Source organism: Halogranum roseipondis, assembly GCF_059695585.1.
Genome location: NZ_CM185235.1, coordinates 789,579 through 805,461, shown reverse-complemented (window position 1 = coordinate 805,461; position 15,883 = coordinate 789,579). Strand labels below are relative to the sequence as shown.

The following is a 15,883-nucleotide window of genomic DNA, read 5'->3' as shown; positions in this document are numbered from 1 at the left end:
TTCGTGATACCTCCGCTTAGACTGCGTCCTCCAGTTCGATCTTCGGTCGGATGCCGAGCGCCTTCATCTCGTCGAGCAGGAGTTTGAACGCGTAGCTGACCTCGATCTTGTGGATGTTGTCCTCGTCCCCGGTGATGGGGTCGTAGATCCGGCGCTGCTCTCTGTCTTCGACCGCCACCATCCCGGTGTCGGCGCTGACGTACACCTCTTCGCGGTCCGAGGAGTCGAGCAGCCGCTCCTTGAGGGCCATCGCCGCACCGTGACCGATGAGCACCTCACGCTCCATCTCACCCACACGGAGCCCACCCTCGCGGGCGCGCCCCTCGGTGGGCTGGCGAGTGAGCACCTGCACCGGCCCGCGCGAACGGGCGTGCAGCTTGTTGCTCACCATGTGGTACAGCTTGTGGTAGAAGATGATGCCGAGGAAGATCTGCGCCTCGACCTTCTCGCCGGTCACGCCGGAGTACATGACCTCCTTCCCGGCGGAGTTGAACCCGTGGTCTTCGAGCGCGTCACGGAGCTCTTCCTCCGATTCGCCCTGGAAGGCGGTCCCGTCGACGCGGCGCCCCTCGAGGGCACCGACCTTGCCGCCGAGCATCTCCAGCACGTGACCGACCGTCATCCGCGACGGCAGCGCGTGCGGGTTGATGACCAGGTCGGGGACGACGCCCTGTTCGGTGAACGGCATGTCCTCCTGGGGTGCCAGGTGACCGACGACACCCTTCTGACCGTGTCGCGACGCGAACTTGTCTCCGAGTTCGGGGATCCGTTCGTCGCGGACGCTCACCTTCGAGAGCTTCGAGCCGTCCTCGCCCTCCATCAGCGTGACGGTGTCGACGACGCCGTCCTCGCCGGAGCGCATCGTGACGGACGTCTCGCGACGTTTCTGCGGCGAGAGCCCGCCCATGTCGTCCGGCTCCTCGAGGAACCGCGGCGGCGACGTCTTGCCGAGGAGGACGGAGTTCTCGTCGACGACGGTCTCGGGGTTCACGAGGCCGTCGTCGTCGAGATGCGTGTACGCGTCTTCGCCGCGTGCACCGCGGACGTCCTGACTCGGGATCTCGAAGCGGTCTTCCTGCCCACCGGGGTAGCGACGTTCCTCGCCCTCGTAGGTCCGGAAGAAGTGCGAGCGAGCCATCGCGCGCTCGACCGACCCCTTGTTCATGACGAGTGCGTCCTCGATGTTGAACCCCTCGTAGGACATGACCGCGACGACGAAGTTCTGTGCCGCGGGGCGCTCGTCGAAGCCGATCTGCTCGGTCGTCTGCGTCTTCACCATCGACAGCTGCGGGTAGTGCAGCAGGTGCTGACGCGTGTCCGGGCGGATACGGTAGTTCGCCGAGGGGAGTCCGAGCGACTGCTTCATCATCCCTGCGCCCATCGTAATGCGGGGCGAGGCGTTGTGCTCGGGGTAGGGGATCATCCCGGCACCGATACCGAAGATGAGCTGCGGGTCGATCTCGAGGTGCGTGTGGTCCTCGGAGACCTCGTCTTCGTCGACGGCGACGTAGATGTCCTCTTCCTCTTCGGCGTCGATGAACTCGACGTAGCCGCGTTCGACGAGGTCCTCGAACTCCAGTTCGCCGTTGTCGACGGCCTCGATCTCCTCGTCACCGAGCAGCGGCTGGCCCTCTTCGACGACGATGAGCGGTCGGCGAGCACGGCCCGCGTCGGCGTTGACGATGACTTCGCGGGTGCGCTCTTTGACCGAGACGTTCACCATCTGACTGACGTCGCCGCGACGTCGTGCTTCTCGAATCTGTGCTGCGAGCTCGTTCGGGTCCGGATGCGTCCCGACCAAGCTCCCGTTGACGTAGACTTTCGCCTCTCGTGCCTGAGCCATGTTAGTCGTCTGCCGGTTGTGGTTCGACGCCTTCGAGACCGGGGATACCCTCGACTCCCATCGACGCCAGTTCGCGTTTCAGTGCCTGTTCGTCCTCGATGTTCTGTGAGAGCTCCATCGCCTGCGCGAAGTTCTTCACGAGCCCACAGTTCGGTCCCTCCGGGGTCTCGGAGGGACAGATGCGACCCCACTGGGTCGCGTGCAGGTCACGCGCCTCGAAGTGGGGCTGGCTGCGCGACAGCGGCGAACGGAGCCGACGCAGGTGCGACAGCACGCCCATGTAGTCGGTTCGGTCGACCAACTGGGAGACGCCGGAGCGGCCGCCGACCCAGTTGCCCGTCGCGATCGGGTGTTCGAGCCGTTCGGTCAGCACGTCCGAGCGAACCACGGTGTTGACGGTGAGGTTCCGGTTCCGCATGTTCGCGCGTTCGAGCTGGTACTTCACGTCGCGTGCGAGTTTGTTCAGCGCCGTCCGGAACAGGTCCTTCATCAGGTCGCCCGAGACCTTCAGGCGCTTGTTGGCGTAGTGGTCCTTGTCGTCGGAGTCGCGGCGGCCGAGCGCGAGCTCGAAACACGCCTCGGCCATCCGACAGAGGTAGAACGCCTTGTTGCTGCGGACCTCTTCCTCCTCGACGCCCTCCTCGTGGAGATGCGGCAGGAGATAGCGGTCGATGACGTAGTTCGCGCGCTTCAGCTGGTAGTTCTTGCCCTGACCGCTGGCGACGCGTTTGCCGAGCGTCTCGATCGCCTCCTCCTGGGTCTGGACTTCGGCCATCTCCAGGTTCTCGAGCATGAACTTCACGATCTCCGGATCGTCGGAGACGCGGTGGACGATCTCCTCGTCGGACTCGAGACCGAGCGCACGGACGAGCGTGACGAAGTTGACGCTCCCCGAGACGGAGGGGAACGACACTTCCAGGATCCCCTCACGGTTGCGTTCGCAGAGTACGAGCGCACGGTAGCCACGACGCTGCGAGAAGGTCTTTGCGACCTGGATCTCGTCGCCGTACTTCGTGTCGTACTCCGCGAGGATCTTGTTGGGGGCGAGGTCCTCCGAGGTCATGAGCACGCGCTCGGAGCCGTTGACGATGAAGTAGCCGCCGGGGTCGACGGGGTCCTCGCCGATCTCGACGAGCTCCTCGTCGGAGAACCCCGAGATGTTACACTTGCTCGAGCCGACCATGATGGGCATCCGGCCCACCTTGGTCTCCGCGGAGTCGACGACGACCTCCTCTTCCTCCTCGCCGCCGCGGATGATGGACATCTCCATGAACACCGGCGCGGCGTAGGTGATGTTGCGCAGGCGTGCTTCCTGCGGGTAGAGGAGTTCTTCCGAGCCGTCGGCCTCTCGCACCCGCGGGGTGACGACGCGAACGTCACCGAGTTCGACGTAGACGGGCTCTTCGCCCTCCTTGTCGCCGATGTCGGTCTCGATCGTCTCCTTCTCGGCGACGACCTCCTGCATCCCCCGTTCCATGAAGTTGTTGAACGAGCGGAAGTGATGTTCTGCGAGCCGTTCCTGCGAGAAGTACTCGCGTGATACCGTTCGTCGGGCTTGTCGGTCCATTACTCGACCACCAGTCGATAGACGACCGCTTGATCAGTCGTTCGAGAGTCTCGGACGATCTCGACGACGTCACCGGGTTCCGCGTCGGTGTCGCGGAGTGCCGGGTCCTTGCGCTTGATCTTCGGCAGGTTTGTTTTCTCCACGTTGTACTCTTCGAGTACCTCCTCGACGCGCTCCGGCTCGTCGAGGACAGTATGCTCCGGAACCAGATTGTGTTGGCTTACGTCTACCATGTTGGATGGGGTTGGCTGTGGGGAGAAGCTATCACGAGATACTACAGCGGCGTAAACGGCCCATCCATTTAGTCCTTGCTAACCGCCGCTGACGCGCCGCTCTCCGGCCGTGGAGGGCGGCCGACGAGACTCTGTTACGCCCACTCACGGTGGCCGATGATATAGTCGTTGTGCCCCTCCTGATCGCGGTACGAGCACCCACGGGGCGAAGAGATGAGAAGCCTTATCTCCCTCTCCGGAAAAGCACTGAGTGCAGCAAGCCCGGGTGGTGTAGTGGCCCATCATACAACCCTGTCACGGTTGTGACGCGGGTTCAAATCCCGCCTCGGGCGTCTTCTACCGGAGCCAACGACTGAGCGAGGAGTCTCGTCTCCGAGCAGAGTTGATCCGGTAATAGCAGTCACAAATGGATTTGAAGCAGGGAGCGACTGGACGGAGCGACCGTGGTTCACATCCCGTCTCGGGCGCTTCTCTGATTCTCAGTCTCGAGCAAAGCATCTTATCGCCGAGTGACCGATTTCGTTGATCAACTGATCTGGGTGTCTGAACTCACAGGTCAACGACTGCTCCGGAGGTAACGTTAGGTTTCACCCGTCCGACCGTTCAATGCACTCGGATGAAAAACACGAAAGATGCCGGTGACGAGACTGAGGCAAGGGTTCTCTCCGAGTTGATTGCGAATGGCTACAGTGTATCCGTGCCGTTCGGTGACAACGACAAGTACGACCTCGTTGTCGACACTGGCAAGTGCCTCTATCGAGTTCAATGTAAGACTGCCTGGCAGAACAAAGAGGAGACAATTCGATTCAATACCCACTCGCAGACGACGAAAGGCGGAGAATATCACGAGCATACGTATCACGGCGAGATCGATGCGTTCCTCGTTCGGTATCCCGAAACGGAGACGTTGTACTGGATCGGAATCGACGACGCGACTGAGCAGAAGATGGAACTTCGATTCGAAGGTAAAATCGACCATCCCTCGATCAACTGGGCCCGTGAATACGAATTCACTGGCGAGGTCTCATAACTCCGATCTGTCGACGATGTGGTTCGGTATTTAGTGCCATCCGCAACGATAGATGGCAACTCTTATTTAATACATCGGCAAATACCAGAGTGTAGCAAGCCCGGGTGGTGTAGTGGCCCATCATACAACCCTGTCACGGTTGTGACGCGGGTTCAAATCCCGCCTCGGGCGCTTGCTGAATTCGTGGTGCGGGCGTCACCTTCACCACGCTTGTGTGCCCGGGTGGTGTAGTGGCCCATCATACAACCCTGTCACGGTTGTGACGCGGGTTCAAATCCCGCCTCGGGCGTTCTTCTCATTTCAACTCCTTAGCGAGACATATCTCTTCTCTCCGACGCCGACCTCACTATCGAACGGACCGTTCGTCTGCAGCGACATCGCTCGCCCGAGCGCTCGACCCACCGTGTGGCGTAGCACGTTCACGGACGGAGACGGCGTGTACGGACTCGGTAGCGTCGTCGACGACGAGGGCGTCGCCCGTTTCGGTCGGGAGACGACTTGCCAGCGACTCGCCGAGATAGGTCGGCTGGGCCGCCGCCAACGCGGTCACGTCCGACTCCGCAGTCAGTCGGTGCGAGACGAGCAGGTCGGCTTGTGAGACCGCCACCTCGGGGAGCGCGCTCGGTCGCTGGGTGGCGGCGACGAGGCTGACACCGGGCGCACGCCCACGTGTCAGCAGCGTCCGCAGTGCGGCGGCGGCGACGCCGTCGAAGAAGGCGTGCGCCTCGTCGACGAGGAGCCACGGGAGGCGGTCGACCCGGTCCGCGACTCGGGCGTCGTACAGACCGCGAGCGACGGCGGCGCAGACGGCGTTCATCGCGGCGGGCTGTGTCCCCGACAGTTCGAGGACGGTCGCCTCGCCGCCTGCGAGCGCCCCCGGCGTCAGTCCCTCGCCGTCGAAGACGCCCCACGACTCGGCGAGTCGGAGGTGGTTTCGTGCGGCACGGCGGACCGTCGGTTCGACGTCTGCGCCGGCAACGTAGCTCTGCATCCCGGCGAGCGATGCCGTCTCGCTGGCGGCTTCCCAGACGAGGGTGCCGGTCGCGTCGGTCGCCTCGAGTCCGAGAAGCGACGGCCACACCGCGGACGGCAGTGCGTCGGCACGGATTCCCGGATCGGTGACGACGCTCGCCGGGACGGAGTCGTCGCCGCGCGCCAGTCCCGCGAAGACGCCCATCGGATCGACGACGACGGGGGCGACGCCGGTCGCCCGGGCCGCCGCCTCGGCGAGGACGCCTAACGTGTAGGACTTCCCCGACCCGCGCTTGCCGAGGACGAGCGCGGCGTGCGGGCGGTCGAAGTCGACGCCGACGGCCGCGCCGGCGCTGCCGTCCCGTGCGCGGTAGGTGCCGAGCAGCCCGGTCGGCCCGTCGGACTCGTCATCGCTCGCGGTTCCCGTCTCGGAACGGCCGAGGACGTGCATGGTCGGGGCTGGTCGCGTCTCCCTCTATCAACGTTCGGACGCTCAGACGGACTCGAACACACGCGAGCCGAGGGTTTATCACCGAGAGCGGGGCCATCGCGGCCTATGTTCGACAGATTCCACGGGACCCGTCGATGCCAGAGCTTTCAGACGGACGACCGCGCCATCGAGGGACTCCCGATCAGACTCGTCATCGCGCTCGTCGTCGGCGTCGCGAGCCTCTCGGTGATGATGAACATGCTCGGCGGGTTGCAGGGACTCTCTGTCACCGAACTCGACACACGGCCGTCGCCCGAGGTCGTCACGCCCGACGAGCAGTCGATCACGTTGACCGTCGTCGGGGCCGACGGCGACCCGGTGTCGGACGCGACGGTCGTCGTTACGGGCGGTACCGCCGACATCGACGGCGTGAAGACCGCGACGACGGGGAGCGACGGGAGAGCGTCGGTCCGAGTCGATCCCTCGTTGCGACCGAACCAGGAGGACGGGACGCTCGTCGTCGACATCAAACCCCCCGCAGGAAGCGAGTTCGCAGACGAGCGGAGCAACACGGAGATACTGGTCGTGAGCGAGTGACCGTCGGAGCGACGTCGGCGACGCCGGTCACCGACCGTCGAGTCGTTCGTCCCAGTCGACCCACTCGTACTCCCAACCCGAGGGAGCGAAGTAGCCCTGCTGAGCGAACTCGCGGTCCTCGCGTTCCATCCGGTTCCGCGAGAGACCGCCCGCCTGTTCCCCGTCGACGAGAAGCGGGTTGAACGCCGTGGGGCCGTACTCGCCGACGACGTCGAACCCGTCCCCGCCGACGTCGTCGAGTTCGACCGCCACGAGCGTCTGTTCGGGACCGCCCATCGGCATGACGAGTCGTCCGTCCGGCGCGAGCTGATCGAGGAGCGCACGCGGTGGACGGACGGCGGCGGCCTCGACGAGGATGCGGTCGAAGGGGGCGTACTCGGGGAACCCGTCTGCGCCGTCACGACAGTCGACGAGCACGGCGTCACAGCCCGCCTCGCGGAGGTTCTCTCGAGCGTCGACGACGGCCCCTCGATTGATGTCGACGGCGTGGACGTGCCGGTCGCCGACGAGATCGGCGACGACGGCGGCGGTGTAGCCGACGCCCGCACCGACGACGAGCACGTCGTGGCCGGGTTCGGCCTCGAGCCCGGAGAGCATCCGGGCGACGGTGCCGGGTGCGAGCACGCGCGTCCCCCCGCGTTCGCTGGCGCGGTTCTCGTAGGTGCGGTCGGCGACGAACTCGTGGCGCGGGACGGTGCGCATCGCCAGGGCGACGTCCTCGTCGACCAACTCGGAGGAGAGCGCCTCCTCTAAGCCGTCGACCATGTCGTCGCGGAGCACGGCGGGGTCCATGCGTTCGCCTCGGGGATGCGCACTAATCAACTGTACGCTTGCCGGCGGCGGCGATCGACGCCGCGATGAGAGCCCGGGGACTGCTCACTCGCTGCCGGTCGGTACGTGTCCGACGACGGCGCTTCGGTCCGGTCCGGGAACAGAACGGAGGGCGACGCCGACCAGACCGGCGTCCTCGAACCAGGCCCGAACGGTTCTCTCGTCGTGAAGACCTCCCTCTCCCGTCGCCAGTGTCTCGACGGCGACGCGGACCGTCTCCGCGGCGTCTGCGCGCTGTCCATCGAACACGTCGACGAGCACCAACGTCCCGCCCGGTGCGAGGACGTCGGCCGCCTCGGCGACGAGCGACTCGTTCTCCCGCGCGGCGAACCGTCGAAGGACGTCGACGCCGAAGGCGAGATCGACCTGCCCGACGGGAGACGGAGCGCCGTCGCTACCGAGATCAGTGAGCGACGGGAGGTCGGTCGGGACGAGGTCGATCGGCGTCGGTGCGAGCAGCGGCGAGACGACGTCGACGGTCTCTCGGTCGTCGACGAGTGTGACGTCGAACCCGCGGGCGACGAACTCTCGGGCGTAGACGCCCGACCCCCCAGCGACGTCGAGGACGCGCGCCGGCGGGGTTCCGTCGTGCTCGCGGACGGCAGCGGTCACGCAGGCACGGACGTCAGCCTCGTCGGTGGCAGCGTGCGCACCGAGTCGGTTCCGAGTCCAGTTCGGCGGTCTCTCGGGGGACGAACCGCTCGCCATCGTCTCCGGTAGCTCCGCCGAGAGGTCGAGCAGATCGAGTGCGTGCGGGAGTCGTCCGATCGACCGGACGTCCCGCTTCGCGAGGAAGCCGAGCGCACGGTTGGTGATCTCGTACTCCGCGCCGACCTGTTTGAGGAAGTCGAGATCTTCGAGTGCGTTGACAGTCACGCGGGCGGCGTGCTGGGTGACGTCGGCCGTCTCGGCGACGTCGGCGGGCGTCCCCGAACTCTCCAGCAGCGCGTCGAGAACGCCGCTCCGGCGGGCGGCCCAGAGGAGCAGCAACTGTTCGGTCGGGAGGCCCTCGCGGTCTTGAGTGGGCATAGCTCCGACGTGGACGGCCGTCGCCAAAAACAACGTAGAAATCGGCAGTCAGTCCGACTGCATCGGGACGAACCGGACGCCGCCGTGGTTCTCCCGTTCGACAGATCCGTCGGGCCGCCGTCGGAGACGGACGAGCCGTTGGCGACCCGCCCCTCCGACGGGACCGACGACGACGCCCTCGGGTCTGACCTGTTCGACGACCGCGCGGGGTATCTCGGCGGGCGCACAGGTCAGATACGCCGCGTCGTACGGGGCGTGCTCCGGCCACCCGTCGTGGCCGTCGCCGACGCGGACGGACACCTCGTAGCCGAGACGGTCGAGTCGTCGGCGTGCCTGCTCGGCCAACTCCTCGTGGTACTCGACGGAGAACACCTCGCCACCCGACGTCCGGTCGTTGTCGTCGCCGGCCGTCGCGCCGACGACCTCGGCGGTGACGGCGGCGTGGTAGCCACACCCCGTCCCGATCTCGAGGACGCGGTCGCCGGGCGACAGTTCGAGGAGGTCGGTCATCATTGCGACCATGTGTGGCGCGCTGACAGTCTGGTCGGCGGCGATGGGCAGCGGCCGGTCGACGTACGCTCGGTCGCGGCGCTCCTCGGGGAGGAACTCGTGACGAGGAACGGTCCGCAACGCGTCGGCCGTGGCGTCGCGGTCGACCGCGCCGCGACTCACGAGCCCGTCGACCAGTCGCCGGCGTGCGGCGGTGGTGTCCATGTTCTCTCTCGTTACCAGGCCGACCACGCGGAGGTGGTCTCGTCTCGACCGTAGACGCGCTTGACGTCCTTGGCGTACACCATGTCGCCCTCGCGGTCGAACTGTTCGAACCGGTAGTTGCTCGCGTCGTCGCGGACCTGGATCGACTTGACGTAGAACTTCTCGTCGCCGAACTCCTCGGTCTCGCCGACGCGGAACTCGAAGTCGCCGGGCACCTGCACCTTCAGGCTCCGGGTGTCGTCGCGGCTGCCGTCTTTCGGGTTGACGGTGACGTTGACGGTGACGTTGTCGACGACGCGGGTCCAGACGGTGTCGACGTCCTCCACCGACGCCTCGTCGGCGCGCTGCTCCTCGCCGACCTCGATCGAGGTGATACGCACCTGCATGATCGCCTCGGGCGTGTCGACGATGAACTCCTCGCCGACGGCGAGCGTCTCGTCTTCCGGGACGTCGACGGTCGTCCGGATGGAGTCACCCTCCTGAGAGACGATGACGTCCGTCTCGATCTCCTTCTCGATCTGGAGTTTCTCCTTGTGGACGTGGCTGCACTCGGTACACCGGACGGTCACCTGACCGCCGGGTTTCAACACCTCGTGGACGGTCGCCTCGAAGGGCGAACACGACGGACACGAGAGGGCGACGCGTTCGCCGGCGTCGGGTCCTGGATGGCTCATGAACGTGCATACCCGGTCGCGCCGTAAAAACCCGCGTCTTTGCGCGTCGGTGCGGGTCGGGGTGGCACGGGGTTCGCGCGAGTGAGTCCACGAACGTTGAAGAGAGTGTTGGACGACAGTAAGACCGATGAATAGTTCGTACGACGGTTCTCGGCGGCGGCAGGCGTTGATTGCTGCTGCGTTTCTCGCTGGGGGGTCACAGGCCGTCAGGATCGCCGTCGGCGAAGGAGGAGTCGCGTCGATACTGTTTCTCGTGCTCGGCGTCTCGACGGTGTGGCAACTATATCGAACCCGGTGCGAGGCACCAGCAGTCGAATCTGCCGATCTCCAGTAGCCGTCTCCTCGAAAACCCGCGTTCGCCGGTCCCCGGTTCTACGGTCTCGGCAACTCCACTTCCTCCCCGTCTCACGGTTTCACCGCTCGACAGTTGGGAGATCTACGACCTCCCCGTCCGCGTACACCGTCGGTTCCGTGATGATGCCGTCGAGATGGAGCGGCGCGTCCGTGTCGCCGCCGATGCCGGCGTCGTCGCCGATGGCGATGTGAACCGTCCCCGCCGCCTTCTCGTCGAGGAGGACCGAGCCGACGAGTTCGTCGACGCCGACGTTCGTGCCGATGCCGAGCTCCGCGAGGTTGTAGGCGTCCTGTCCGACTTCTTCTGCCGCTGTCTCGACCTGCTCGCGCACCTCGTCGTCGCTGATCTCGGTGACGTAGCCGTCTTCGACCTCGAAGCGGAGTTCCTGGCCCTCCTCGAGCAGGCCGTAAGGCATCATCGTCCCGTCGACGACGTAGGTGCCGTTCACGTCCTCGGGGCTCACGAACACCTCGCCGGCGGGGAGGTTCGAGAACTGTCCCGGTTCGTGAACCATCCCGGTGTCGGCGAACCACTCGCGGTCGCCGGGCCTGAAGGTGATGTCCGTTCCCTTCGGCGTCGTGACGCGAATCTCCTCGGCGGCTTCGACCTGTGCGAGCACGTCGTCGCAGTGCTGTTCGATCGTGCCGTAGTCGGCGTCGAGCCCGACGACCATCACCTCCTCGGTGATGCCGGGGAGCGTCGCGCCGCGAGCACCCGCCTCGTTTGCGTCCCCGCGGGCACGGGTGTGGCTCAGGCTCTTCGTCGTCGGCGCGAGAAACACGTCGGCGTGCTTCATCGCGGCGGCCACGGGTGCAGGCGGTTCTTCGCCGTGTTGGCTTCCCGGCGGGTAGCGGACGATTACTGCGTCGTCCGTGACCTCGCTGGCTCCCTCGTACAGCGCCTCGCCGATGGACCGACGCTTGTCGTCGGTGACGACGACACAGCTCTCGTCGCTCCCGAGGTCCATACACTGCCGGATGGCGGTCTCGGCGGCCTCGCGGAGCGCCGCCGCGGAGTGGTCGCTCATACCGGTCGGATGTGTGCGATGGGATTAGGCTGTTCCGCCTCGCTTCCGTTCGTGTGCTGCGCGTTAACGTGACGTTCGACGCACTCTTACCCGCATTCGTAAAAAATCACGCTCGTTACTCGGTGCAGAGTTAATTTCTGCGCACTTAGGTCCGGAATAACTATCTATCTCGGTGCTCCAGATTCGGATGAAATGATCAAGGTCGGCGTAAACGGATACGGGACGATCGGGAAACGAGTCGCAGACGCCGTCCGGGCCCAGCCCGACATGAAGCTCGTCGGCGTCGCGAAGACCCGCCCGAACTACGAAGCCGAAGCCGCCGTTCGCAAGGGATACCCGCTCTACGCGGCCATCCCCGAGAAATCCGACGCCTTCCGCCAGGCCGGTATCGACCTCGCCGGAGAGATCGACGACCTCGTGATGCAGTCGGACGTCGTCGTCGACTGCACGCCCTCCGGTATCGGCGAACAGAACCGCGAACTGTACGAACGCTACGACACCCGCGCGCTGTTCCAGGGTGGCGAGGACGCCGACGTCGTCGACGCGAGCTTCAACGCCCGAGCGAACTACGACACCGCCCGCGACGACGACGTCCGGTTCGCCCGCGTCGTCTCCTGTAACACCACAGGGCTCTCCCGGCTCATGGCTCCGCTCGACGAGGCCTTCGGCGTCGAGAAGGCGCGCATCACCCTCATTCGGCGCGGTGGCGACCCCGCCGACGCCAGTCGCGGCCCGATCAACGACATCCTCCCCGACCCGGTCACCGTCCCCTCCCACCACGGTCCCGACGTCAACACCATCTTCCCCGATCTGAACATCGACACCGTCGGCGTGAAGGTGCCCGCGACGCTGATGCACCTCCACAGCGTCAACGTCACGCTCTCGGAGACGCCGACCGTCGCGGACGTCCGCGACCTCCTCCACGAGGAGTCGCGGCTGTTCCTCGTCCCCGACGTCGCCGGCATCGACGGCACGGGGCAGTTGAAGGAGTTCGCGATGGACACGGGCCGCCCGCGCGGCGACCTCTGGGAGAACTGCATCTGGGACGAGTCGATCTCCGTCGAGGGCGACGACCTGTATCTCTTCCAGTCGATCCACCAGGAGTCCGACGTCATCCCGGAGAACGTCGACGCCATCCGCGCGATCACCGACGCCGCCGACCAACGCGAGAGCATGCGTGCGACCGACGAGAACCTCGGCGTCGGCCTCGAGAGCGTCTTCGGCGGCGTCCGCAAGCGCATCACGCCGCGGGACCTCAACGCCGACGACTGAATCCGCTCGCCTCGGTCGCTTCTCTCTCCTCGTTTCTCTTCTCCTCTGTCTCCGCTCGCCTATCCCATCCGCTGGAACTCGACTTCGCCCGTTTCGGTGTCGAGCGTCGCGACGGAGTACTCGTCGTCCGCCCCCGGGATGGGGAGCCCACCCGGGTTGACGTGGACCGTTCCCTCTCGCTCCTCGTGGACCCGTTCGTGGGTGTGTCCCCGGAAGACGTAGTCGTAGTCGCCACAGCCGAGCAGGGCGTCGACGACGTCCTCGCTCGTCCCGTGGTAGACGGCGATGTCGACACCGTCGAACTCCAGGACCCCCATCTCGCCGAGGTAGGTGCCGAACTCCGCGATCGCGCTCTGCAGGTTCCACTCGCCGTCGTTGTTGCCGCGGACGGCGAAGAAGTCGAAGGGAGCGTCGAACGGCGTCGCCGAGAACGGCGCGACGATGTCGCCGCAGTGGACGACGGCGTCGACGTCCTGTTCGGTGAAGTAGTCGACCGCGGCGGTTACGAGGTCGAGGTTGTCGTGGGTGTCCGAGCAGATGCCGACGAGCATGCACCGTACTTCATTCGGATTGGTAATCAACACGTCGCCGAAGCGACCGGAAGAGTCAGGGGTCGCCGCTCGGCACGTGCCGACGGACTCGAAAAAAAAACGACCTCACCCCACGACTGACCCGCTCAGTTCTCCTGCAACAGTTCGACGGCCGGCAGCGACTCGCCGGTCAGCGCGCGGATGTAGGCACCGCCCGCGATGGAGACGTGCGAGAAGTCGTCCTCGCTCATCCCGTACATCTCGATGGCGCGGGAGGTGTCGCCGCCGCCGACGACCGAGAAGCAGTCGGTCTCGGCGATGGCCTCCAGGACACCCGTGGTGCCGACGGCGAACCGCTCGTCCTCGAACAGGCCGAGTGCGCCCTTCACGAAGACGGCCTCGGAGTCGTGGATGTACGGCGTGTACGTCGCCACCGTGTCGCTGCCGACGTCGAGGTAGGCGGTGTCCTTTTCGGTGATGTTGGCGACAGGGATTTCAGAACGCTCGTCGTTCTCGTCCTCGTAGGCGAGGTCCGTCGCGAGTTGGATCTGGTCGCCCTTCTCGTCGATGAGGTTCCGGATGGTCTCCTCGTTTTGCTCCCACTGGTCGTCGAAGAGGGCCATGTCGCCGACGTCGTAGCCGACCTCGTGGCCCGCGGCGCGGAGGAACAGTTCGCCCGCGATCCCGCCGAGCAGGAACTGGTCGACCTTCTCGTCGAGGGCGTTCATCACGCCGATGACGTCGGTGGCCTTCGTCCCGCCGACGACCATCGTCACGTCGCCGTCGAACTCCCGCGTCGCGATCGAGGAGTTGGCCTCGTACTCGGACTCCATCACGCGCCCTGCATAGCTGGGAAGAACGAGCGGGAAGCCGACGAGCGAGGCGTGCTTGCGGTGGGCGGCGGAGTAGGCGTCGTTGACGTAGGCGTCGAACTCCTCGGCGAGCGTCTTCACGAACTCGGTGTCGGCTTTGACTTCGGGGTCCTCCTCGGGCAGCTCCTCGTCGACCATCCGGGTGTTCTCCAAGAGGAGCACCTCGCCGGCCTCCAGCGAGCGGATGGCGTCGAGAGCGTCCTCGCCGTAGGTGTCGGCGACGAACTGCACGTCTATCCCGATGTGACCTGCGAGGATGTCGGCGTGCTGCTCCAGCGAGACGAAGTCGTCGTCGCCGGGGCGTCCCTGGTGGGCCATCAACACGACTCTGTGGTCGTTCTCGGCGAGTTCCTCGACCGTCGTCGCGTGACGGTCGAACCGACGGTTGTCCTGTACTTCGCCGTCCTCGACGGGAGAGTTGAGATCGAGGCGCACGAGGACGCGCTGTCCGGGTTCGAGGTCGTCGAGCGTCTTGAACGTCATCACGCGGCGAGACGCGGGCGACTCACTTAGTGGTGTACGAAGCGGGGAAGCGTCGCCCGCCGCGGACGAGAGAGCAGTCGCTCGGCGGCCGAGAAAAGCGGGAGATGTACCGACGCGGACGCGGTCGACGCGAGTCGAACGACGTTACTCGGCGGAGACGAACGCGGCCATGTCGAGCATGCGGTTCGAGAAGCCGTACTCGTTGTCGTACCACGTGAGAATCTTCGCCATCTCGCCGTCGTTGACGACGTTCGTCGACTGGAGGTCCACGGTCGAGGAGAACGGCCACCCGACGATGTCCGAGGAGACGACCTCGTCGTCGGTGTAACCCAGGACGCCCGCCAGTTCGTCGTCGGCGGCCTCGCGGAACGCTTCGTTGATCTCCTCGGCGCTCGGGTTGCCCTCGAGGTCGACGACCAGTTCCGTGATCGAGCCGTTCGGAACCGGCACGCGAATCGCCATCCCGTCGAGTTTGCCGTCGAGTTCCGGCAGGATCTCCGTGGCGGCCTGCGCGGCGCCGGTCGTCGTCGGGACGATGTTCTCGGCGGCGGCGCGGCCGCGGCGCTTCTTGCCCTTCGGGCCGTCGATGAGGTTCTGGCTGCCCGTGTAGGCGTGGACCGTCGTCAGCAGACCGGTGTTGATGCCGAAGCTCTCCTCGAGCACTTTCGCGACCGGCGTCACGCTGTTGGTCGTACACGAGGCGTTCGAGACGACGTCCTCGCCGTCGTACTCCTCGTGGTTGACGCCGTAGACGAGCTGTTTGACCGGCTTGTCACCCTTCGGCGGTGCCGAGATGACGACCTTGTCGGCGCCGCCCTTCAGGTGCTCGCTGGCGTCGTCCTTCGTCCGGAAGATGCCCGTACACTCCAGGGCGACGTCGACGTCCAGTTCGTCCCACGGCAGTTCGGCGGGACTCTGTTCGTTGTACAGCGGTACCGACGTCCCACCGATGGTGAGGTGGTCCTCTTCGAGTTCGACGCCGTCGAGGTGACCCATGACGGTGTCGTACTTCGCGAGGTACGCCATGTCCTCGAAGTCCATCACGTCGTTGACGCCCGCCAGTTCGACGCGCGGGTCGTCCATGACCGCGCGGAAGACGTTGCGCCCGATACGTCCGAAACCGTTCAGGCCGACCCGGACGACCTCCTCCTCGGCTACCTCGTCGCCCGCGTTCAGGTACGATTTTTCACTCATATGTGAGTTAGTTGCGTTCAAACTATTAAAATCCGCCCGTTTATCGCTTTCGGAACACTCAATCGAGAAGGACTGTCGTCACGGTTCCACAGCGTCGCTACGGCGAGAAGTCGGGAAGGGCTTTCGACGGAACGGCGACGCCGAAAGGCGGTCGTACGTCGGCGAGTCGGTCACGCACGACCGCCGTATGCTATCCGTGCACAGACACCATGCTTCAGAAAGCTTTTGAG

Annotated in this window: 16 protein-coding genes and 3 tRNA genes; 7 read left to right on the top strand and 12 right to left on the bottom strand. The window is 65.5% G+C overall.

All coding sequences use genetic code 11. The features are described 5' to 3' along the window. Positions 1-16: 16 nt before the first annotated feature. Genes rpoB through EOHIBHHM_RS04325 form a run of 3 tightly spaced genes read right to left on the bottom strand, consistent with a single transcriptional unit; the run spans position 17 to position 3,643 of the window. A complete protein-coding gene (gene rpoB, locus EOHIBHHM_RS04335) occupies positions 17-1,843 on the bottom strand; it encodes a DNA-directed RNA polymerase subunit B (RefSeq protein WP_497254971.1) in 1,827 nt (608 codons plus the stop codon). Position 1,844: 1 nt separating this feature from the next. After that, complete coding sequence (locus EOHIBHHM_RS04330) at positions 1,845-3,410, bottom strand: DNA-directed RNA polymerase subunit B'' (protein WP_497254969.1); 1,566 nt, start codon at positions 3,408-3,410, stop codon at positions 1,845-1,847. Further along, positions 3,410-3,643 carry a DNA-directed RNA polymerase subunit H gene (locus tag EOHIBHHM_RS04325; RefSeq protein ID WP_089822041.1) on the bottom strand — a complete coding sequence of 78 codons (234 nt, stop codon included), beginning with the start codon at positions 3,641-3,643 and terminating at the stop codon, positions 3,410-3,412. The genes EOHIBHHM_RS04330 and EOHIBHHM_RS04325 overlap by 1 nt, the downstream gene beginning before the upstream one ends. A gap of 259 nt (positions 3,644-3,902) precedes the next feature. On the opposite strand from EOHIBHHM_RS04325, the gene EOHIBHHM_RS04320 reads away from it, so the two are divergent. The 4 genes from EOHIBHHM_RS04320 to EOHIBHHM_RS04305 all read left to right on the top strand — a co-directional run bounded on the left by EOHIBHHM_RS04320 (position 3,903) and on the right by EOHIBHHM_RS04305 (position 4,962). Next, a tRNA-Asp gene (locus EOHIBHHM_RS04320) sits at positions 3,903-3,975 on the top strand. Positions 3,976-4,259: 284 nt separating this feature from the next. Then, complete coding sequence (locus tag EOHIBHHM_RS04315; RefSeq protein ID WP_497254967.1) at positions 4,260-4,673, top strand: group I intron-associated PD-(D/E)XK endonuclease; 414 nt, start codon at positions 4,260-4,262, stop codon at positions 4,671-4,673. 98 nt (positions 4,674-4,771) lie between these two features. Then, positions 4,772-4,844 (top strand) — tRNA-Asp (locus EOHIBHHM_RS04310). A gap of 45 nt (positions 4,845-4,889) precedes the next feature. Then, positions 4,890-4,962 (top strand) — tRNA-Asp (locus EOHIBHHM_RS04305). A 57-nt stretch (positions 4,963-5,019) separates the two neighbouring features. On the opposite strand, the gene EOHIBHHM_RS04300 is transcribed toward EOHIBHHM_RS04305, so the two are convergent. Beyond that, positions 5,020-6,096 (bottom strand): ATP-binding protein, encoded by a 1,077-nt coding sequence (locus EOHIBHHM_RS04300; RefSeq protein WP_497254965.1) that lies wholly within the window; start codon positions 6,094-6,096, stop codon positions 5,020-5,022. Between the two features lie 105 nt (positions 6,097-6,201). Between EOHIBHHM_RS04300 and EOHIBHHM_RS04295 the strand changes: the two genes are divergently transcribed. Then, the gene (locus tag EOHIBHHM_RS04295) at positions 6,202-6,672 is read left to right on the top strand and encodes a carboxypeptidase-like regulatory domain-containing protein (protein WP_497254963.1); all 471 of its coding nucleotides are present in this window, start codon (positions 6,202-6,204) and stop codon (positions 6,670-6,672) included. Positions 6,673-6,699: 27 nt separating this feature from the next. Here the strand turns inward: EOHIBHHM_RS04295 and EOHIBHHM_RS04290 are convergent, their stop codons facing one another. The 4 genes from EOHIBHHM_RS04290 to EOHIBHHM_RS04275 form a co-directional block, all read right to left on the bottom strand. Beyond that, positions 6,700-7,464: a protein-L-isoaspartate O-methyltransferase family protein gene (locus EOHIBHHM_RS04290; RefSeq protein WP_497254961.1), complete on the bottom strand. Its 765-nt coding sequence runs from the start codon at positions 7,462-7,464 to the stop codon at positions 6,700-6,702. Between the two features lie 84 nt (positions 7,465-7,548). Then, a complete protein-coding gene (locus EOHIBHHM_RS04285; protein ID WP_497254959.1) occupies positions 7,549-8,532 on the bottom strand; it encodes a methyltransferase domain-containing protein in 984 nt (327 codons plus the stop codon). Positions 8,533-8,580: 48 nt separating this feature from the next. Continuing rightward, a complete protein-coding gene (locus EOHIBHHM_RS04280; protein ID WP_497254957.1) occupies positions 8,581-9,246 on the bottom strand; it encodes a protein-L-isoaspartate(D-aspartate) O-methyltransferase in 666 nt (221 codons plus the stop codon). Between the two features lie 11 nt (positions 9,247-9,257). Then, positions 9,258-9,920 (bottom strand): HVO_0476 family zinc finger protein, encoded by a 663-nt coding sequence (locus EOHIBHHM_RS04275; RefSeq protein WP_497254955.1) that lies wholly within the window; start codon positions 9,918-9,920, stop codon positions 9,258-9,260. Between the two features lie 127 nt (positions 9,921-10,047). On the opposite strand from EOHIBHHM_RS04275, the gene EOHIBHHM_RS04270 reads away from it, so the two are divergent. Further along, positions 10,048-10,254, top strand: a complete 207-nt coding sequence (locus tag EOHIBHHM_RS04270; RefSeq protein ID WP_497254953.1) for a hypothetical protein — start codon at positions 10,048-10,050, stop codon at positions 10,252-10,254. Positions 10,255-10,333: 79 nt separating this feature from the next. Here the strand turns inward: EOHIBHHM_RS04270 and EOHIBHHM_RS04265 are convergent, their stop codons facing one another. Then, positions 10,334-11,302 (bottom strand): aminopeptidase, encoded by a 969-nt coding sequence (locus EOHIBHHM_RS04265; RefSeq protein ID WP_497254951.1) that lies wholly within the window; start codon positions 11,300-11,302, stop codon positions 10,334-10,336. Between the two features lie 192 nt (positions 11,303-11,494). Here EOHIBHHM_RS04265 and EOHIBHHM_RS04260 point away from each other — a divergent pair, with 192 nt between their 5' ends. Beyond that, positions 11,495-12,574: a type II glyceraldehyde-3-phosphate dehydrogenase gene (locus EOHIBHHM_RS04260; protein ID WP_497254949.1), complete on the top strand. Its 1,080-nt coding sequence runs from the start codon at positions 11,495-11,497 to the stop codon at positions 12,572-12,574. A gap of 59 nt (positions 12,575-12,633) precedes the next feature. Here EOHIBHHM_RS04260 and EOHIBHHM_RS04255 read toward each other — a convergent pair whose 3' ends face one another. From EOHIBHHM_RS04255 to gap, 3 genes are all read right to left on the bottom strand, one after another. Then, positions 12,634-13,125, bottom strand: a complete 492-nt coding sequence (locus EOHIBHHM_RS04255) for a metallophosphoesterase (protein ID WP_497254947.1) — start codon at positions 13,123-13,125, stop codon at positions 12,634-12,636. Between the two features lie 125 nt (positions 13,126-13,250). Further along, on the bottom strand, positions 13,251-14,459 hold the full coding sequence (locus tag EOHIBHHM_RS04250) for a phosphoglycerate kinase (protein WP_497254945.1): 1,209 nt from the start codon (positions 14,457-14,459) through the stop codon (positions 13,251-13,253). A gap of 144 nt (positions 14,460-14,603) precedes the next feature. Further along, positions 14,604-15,653, bottom strand: coding sequence for a type I glyceraldehyde-3-phosphate dehydrogenase (gap, locus tag EOHIBHHM_RS04245; protein ID WP_497254943.1), 1,050 nt, complete (start codon positions 15,651-15,653; stop codon positions 14,604-14,606). Between the last annotated feature and the right edge of the window lie 230 nt (positions 15,654-15,883).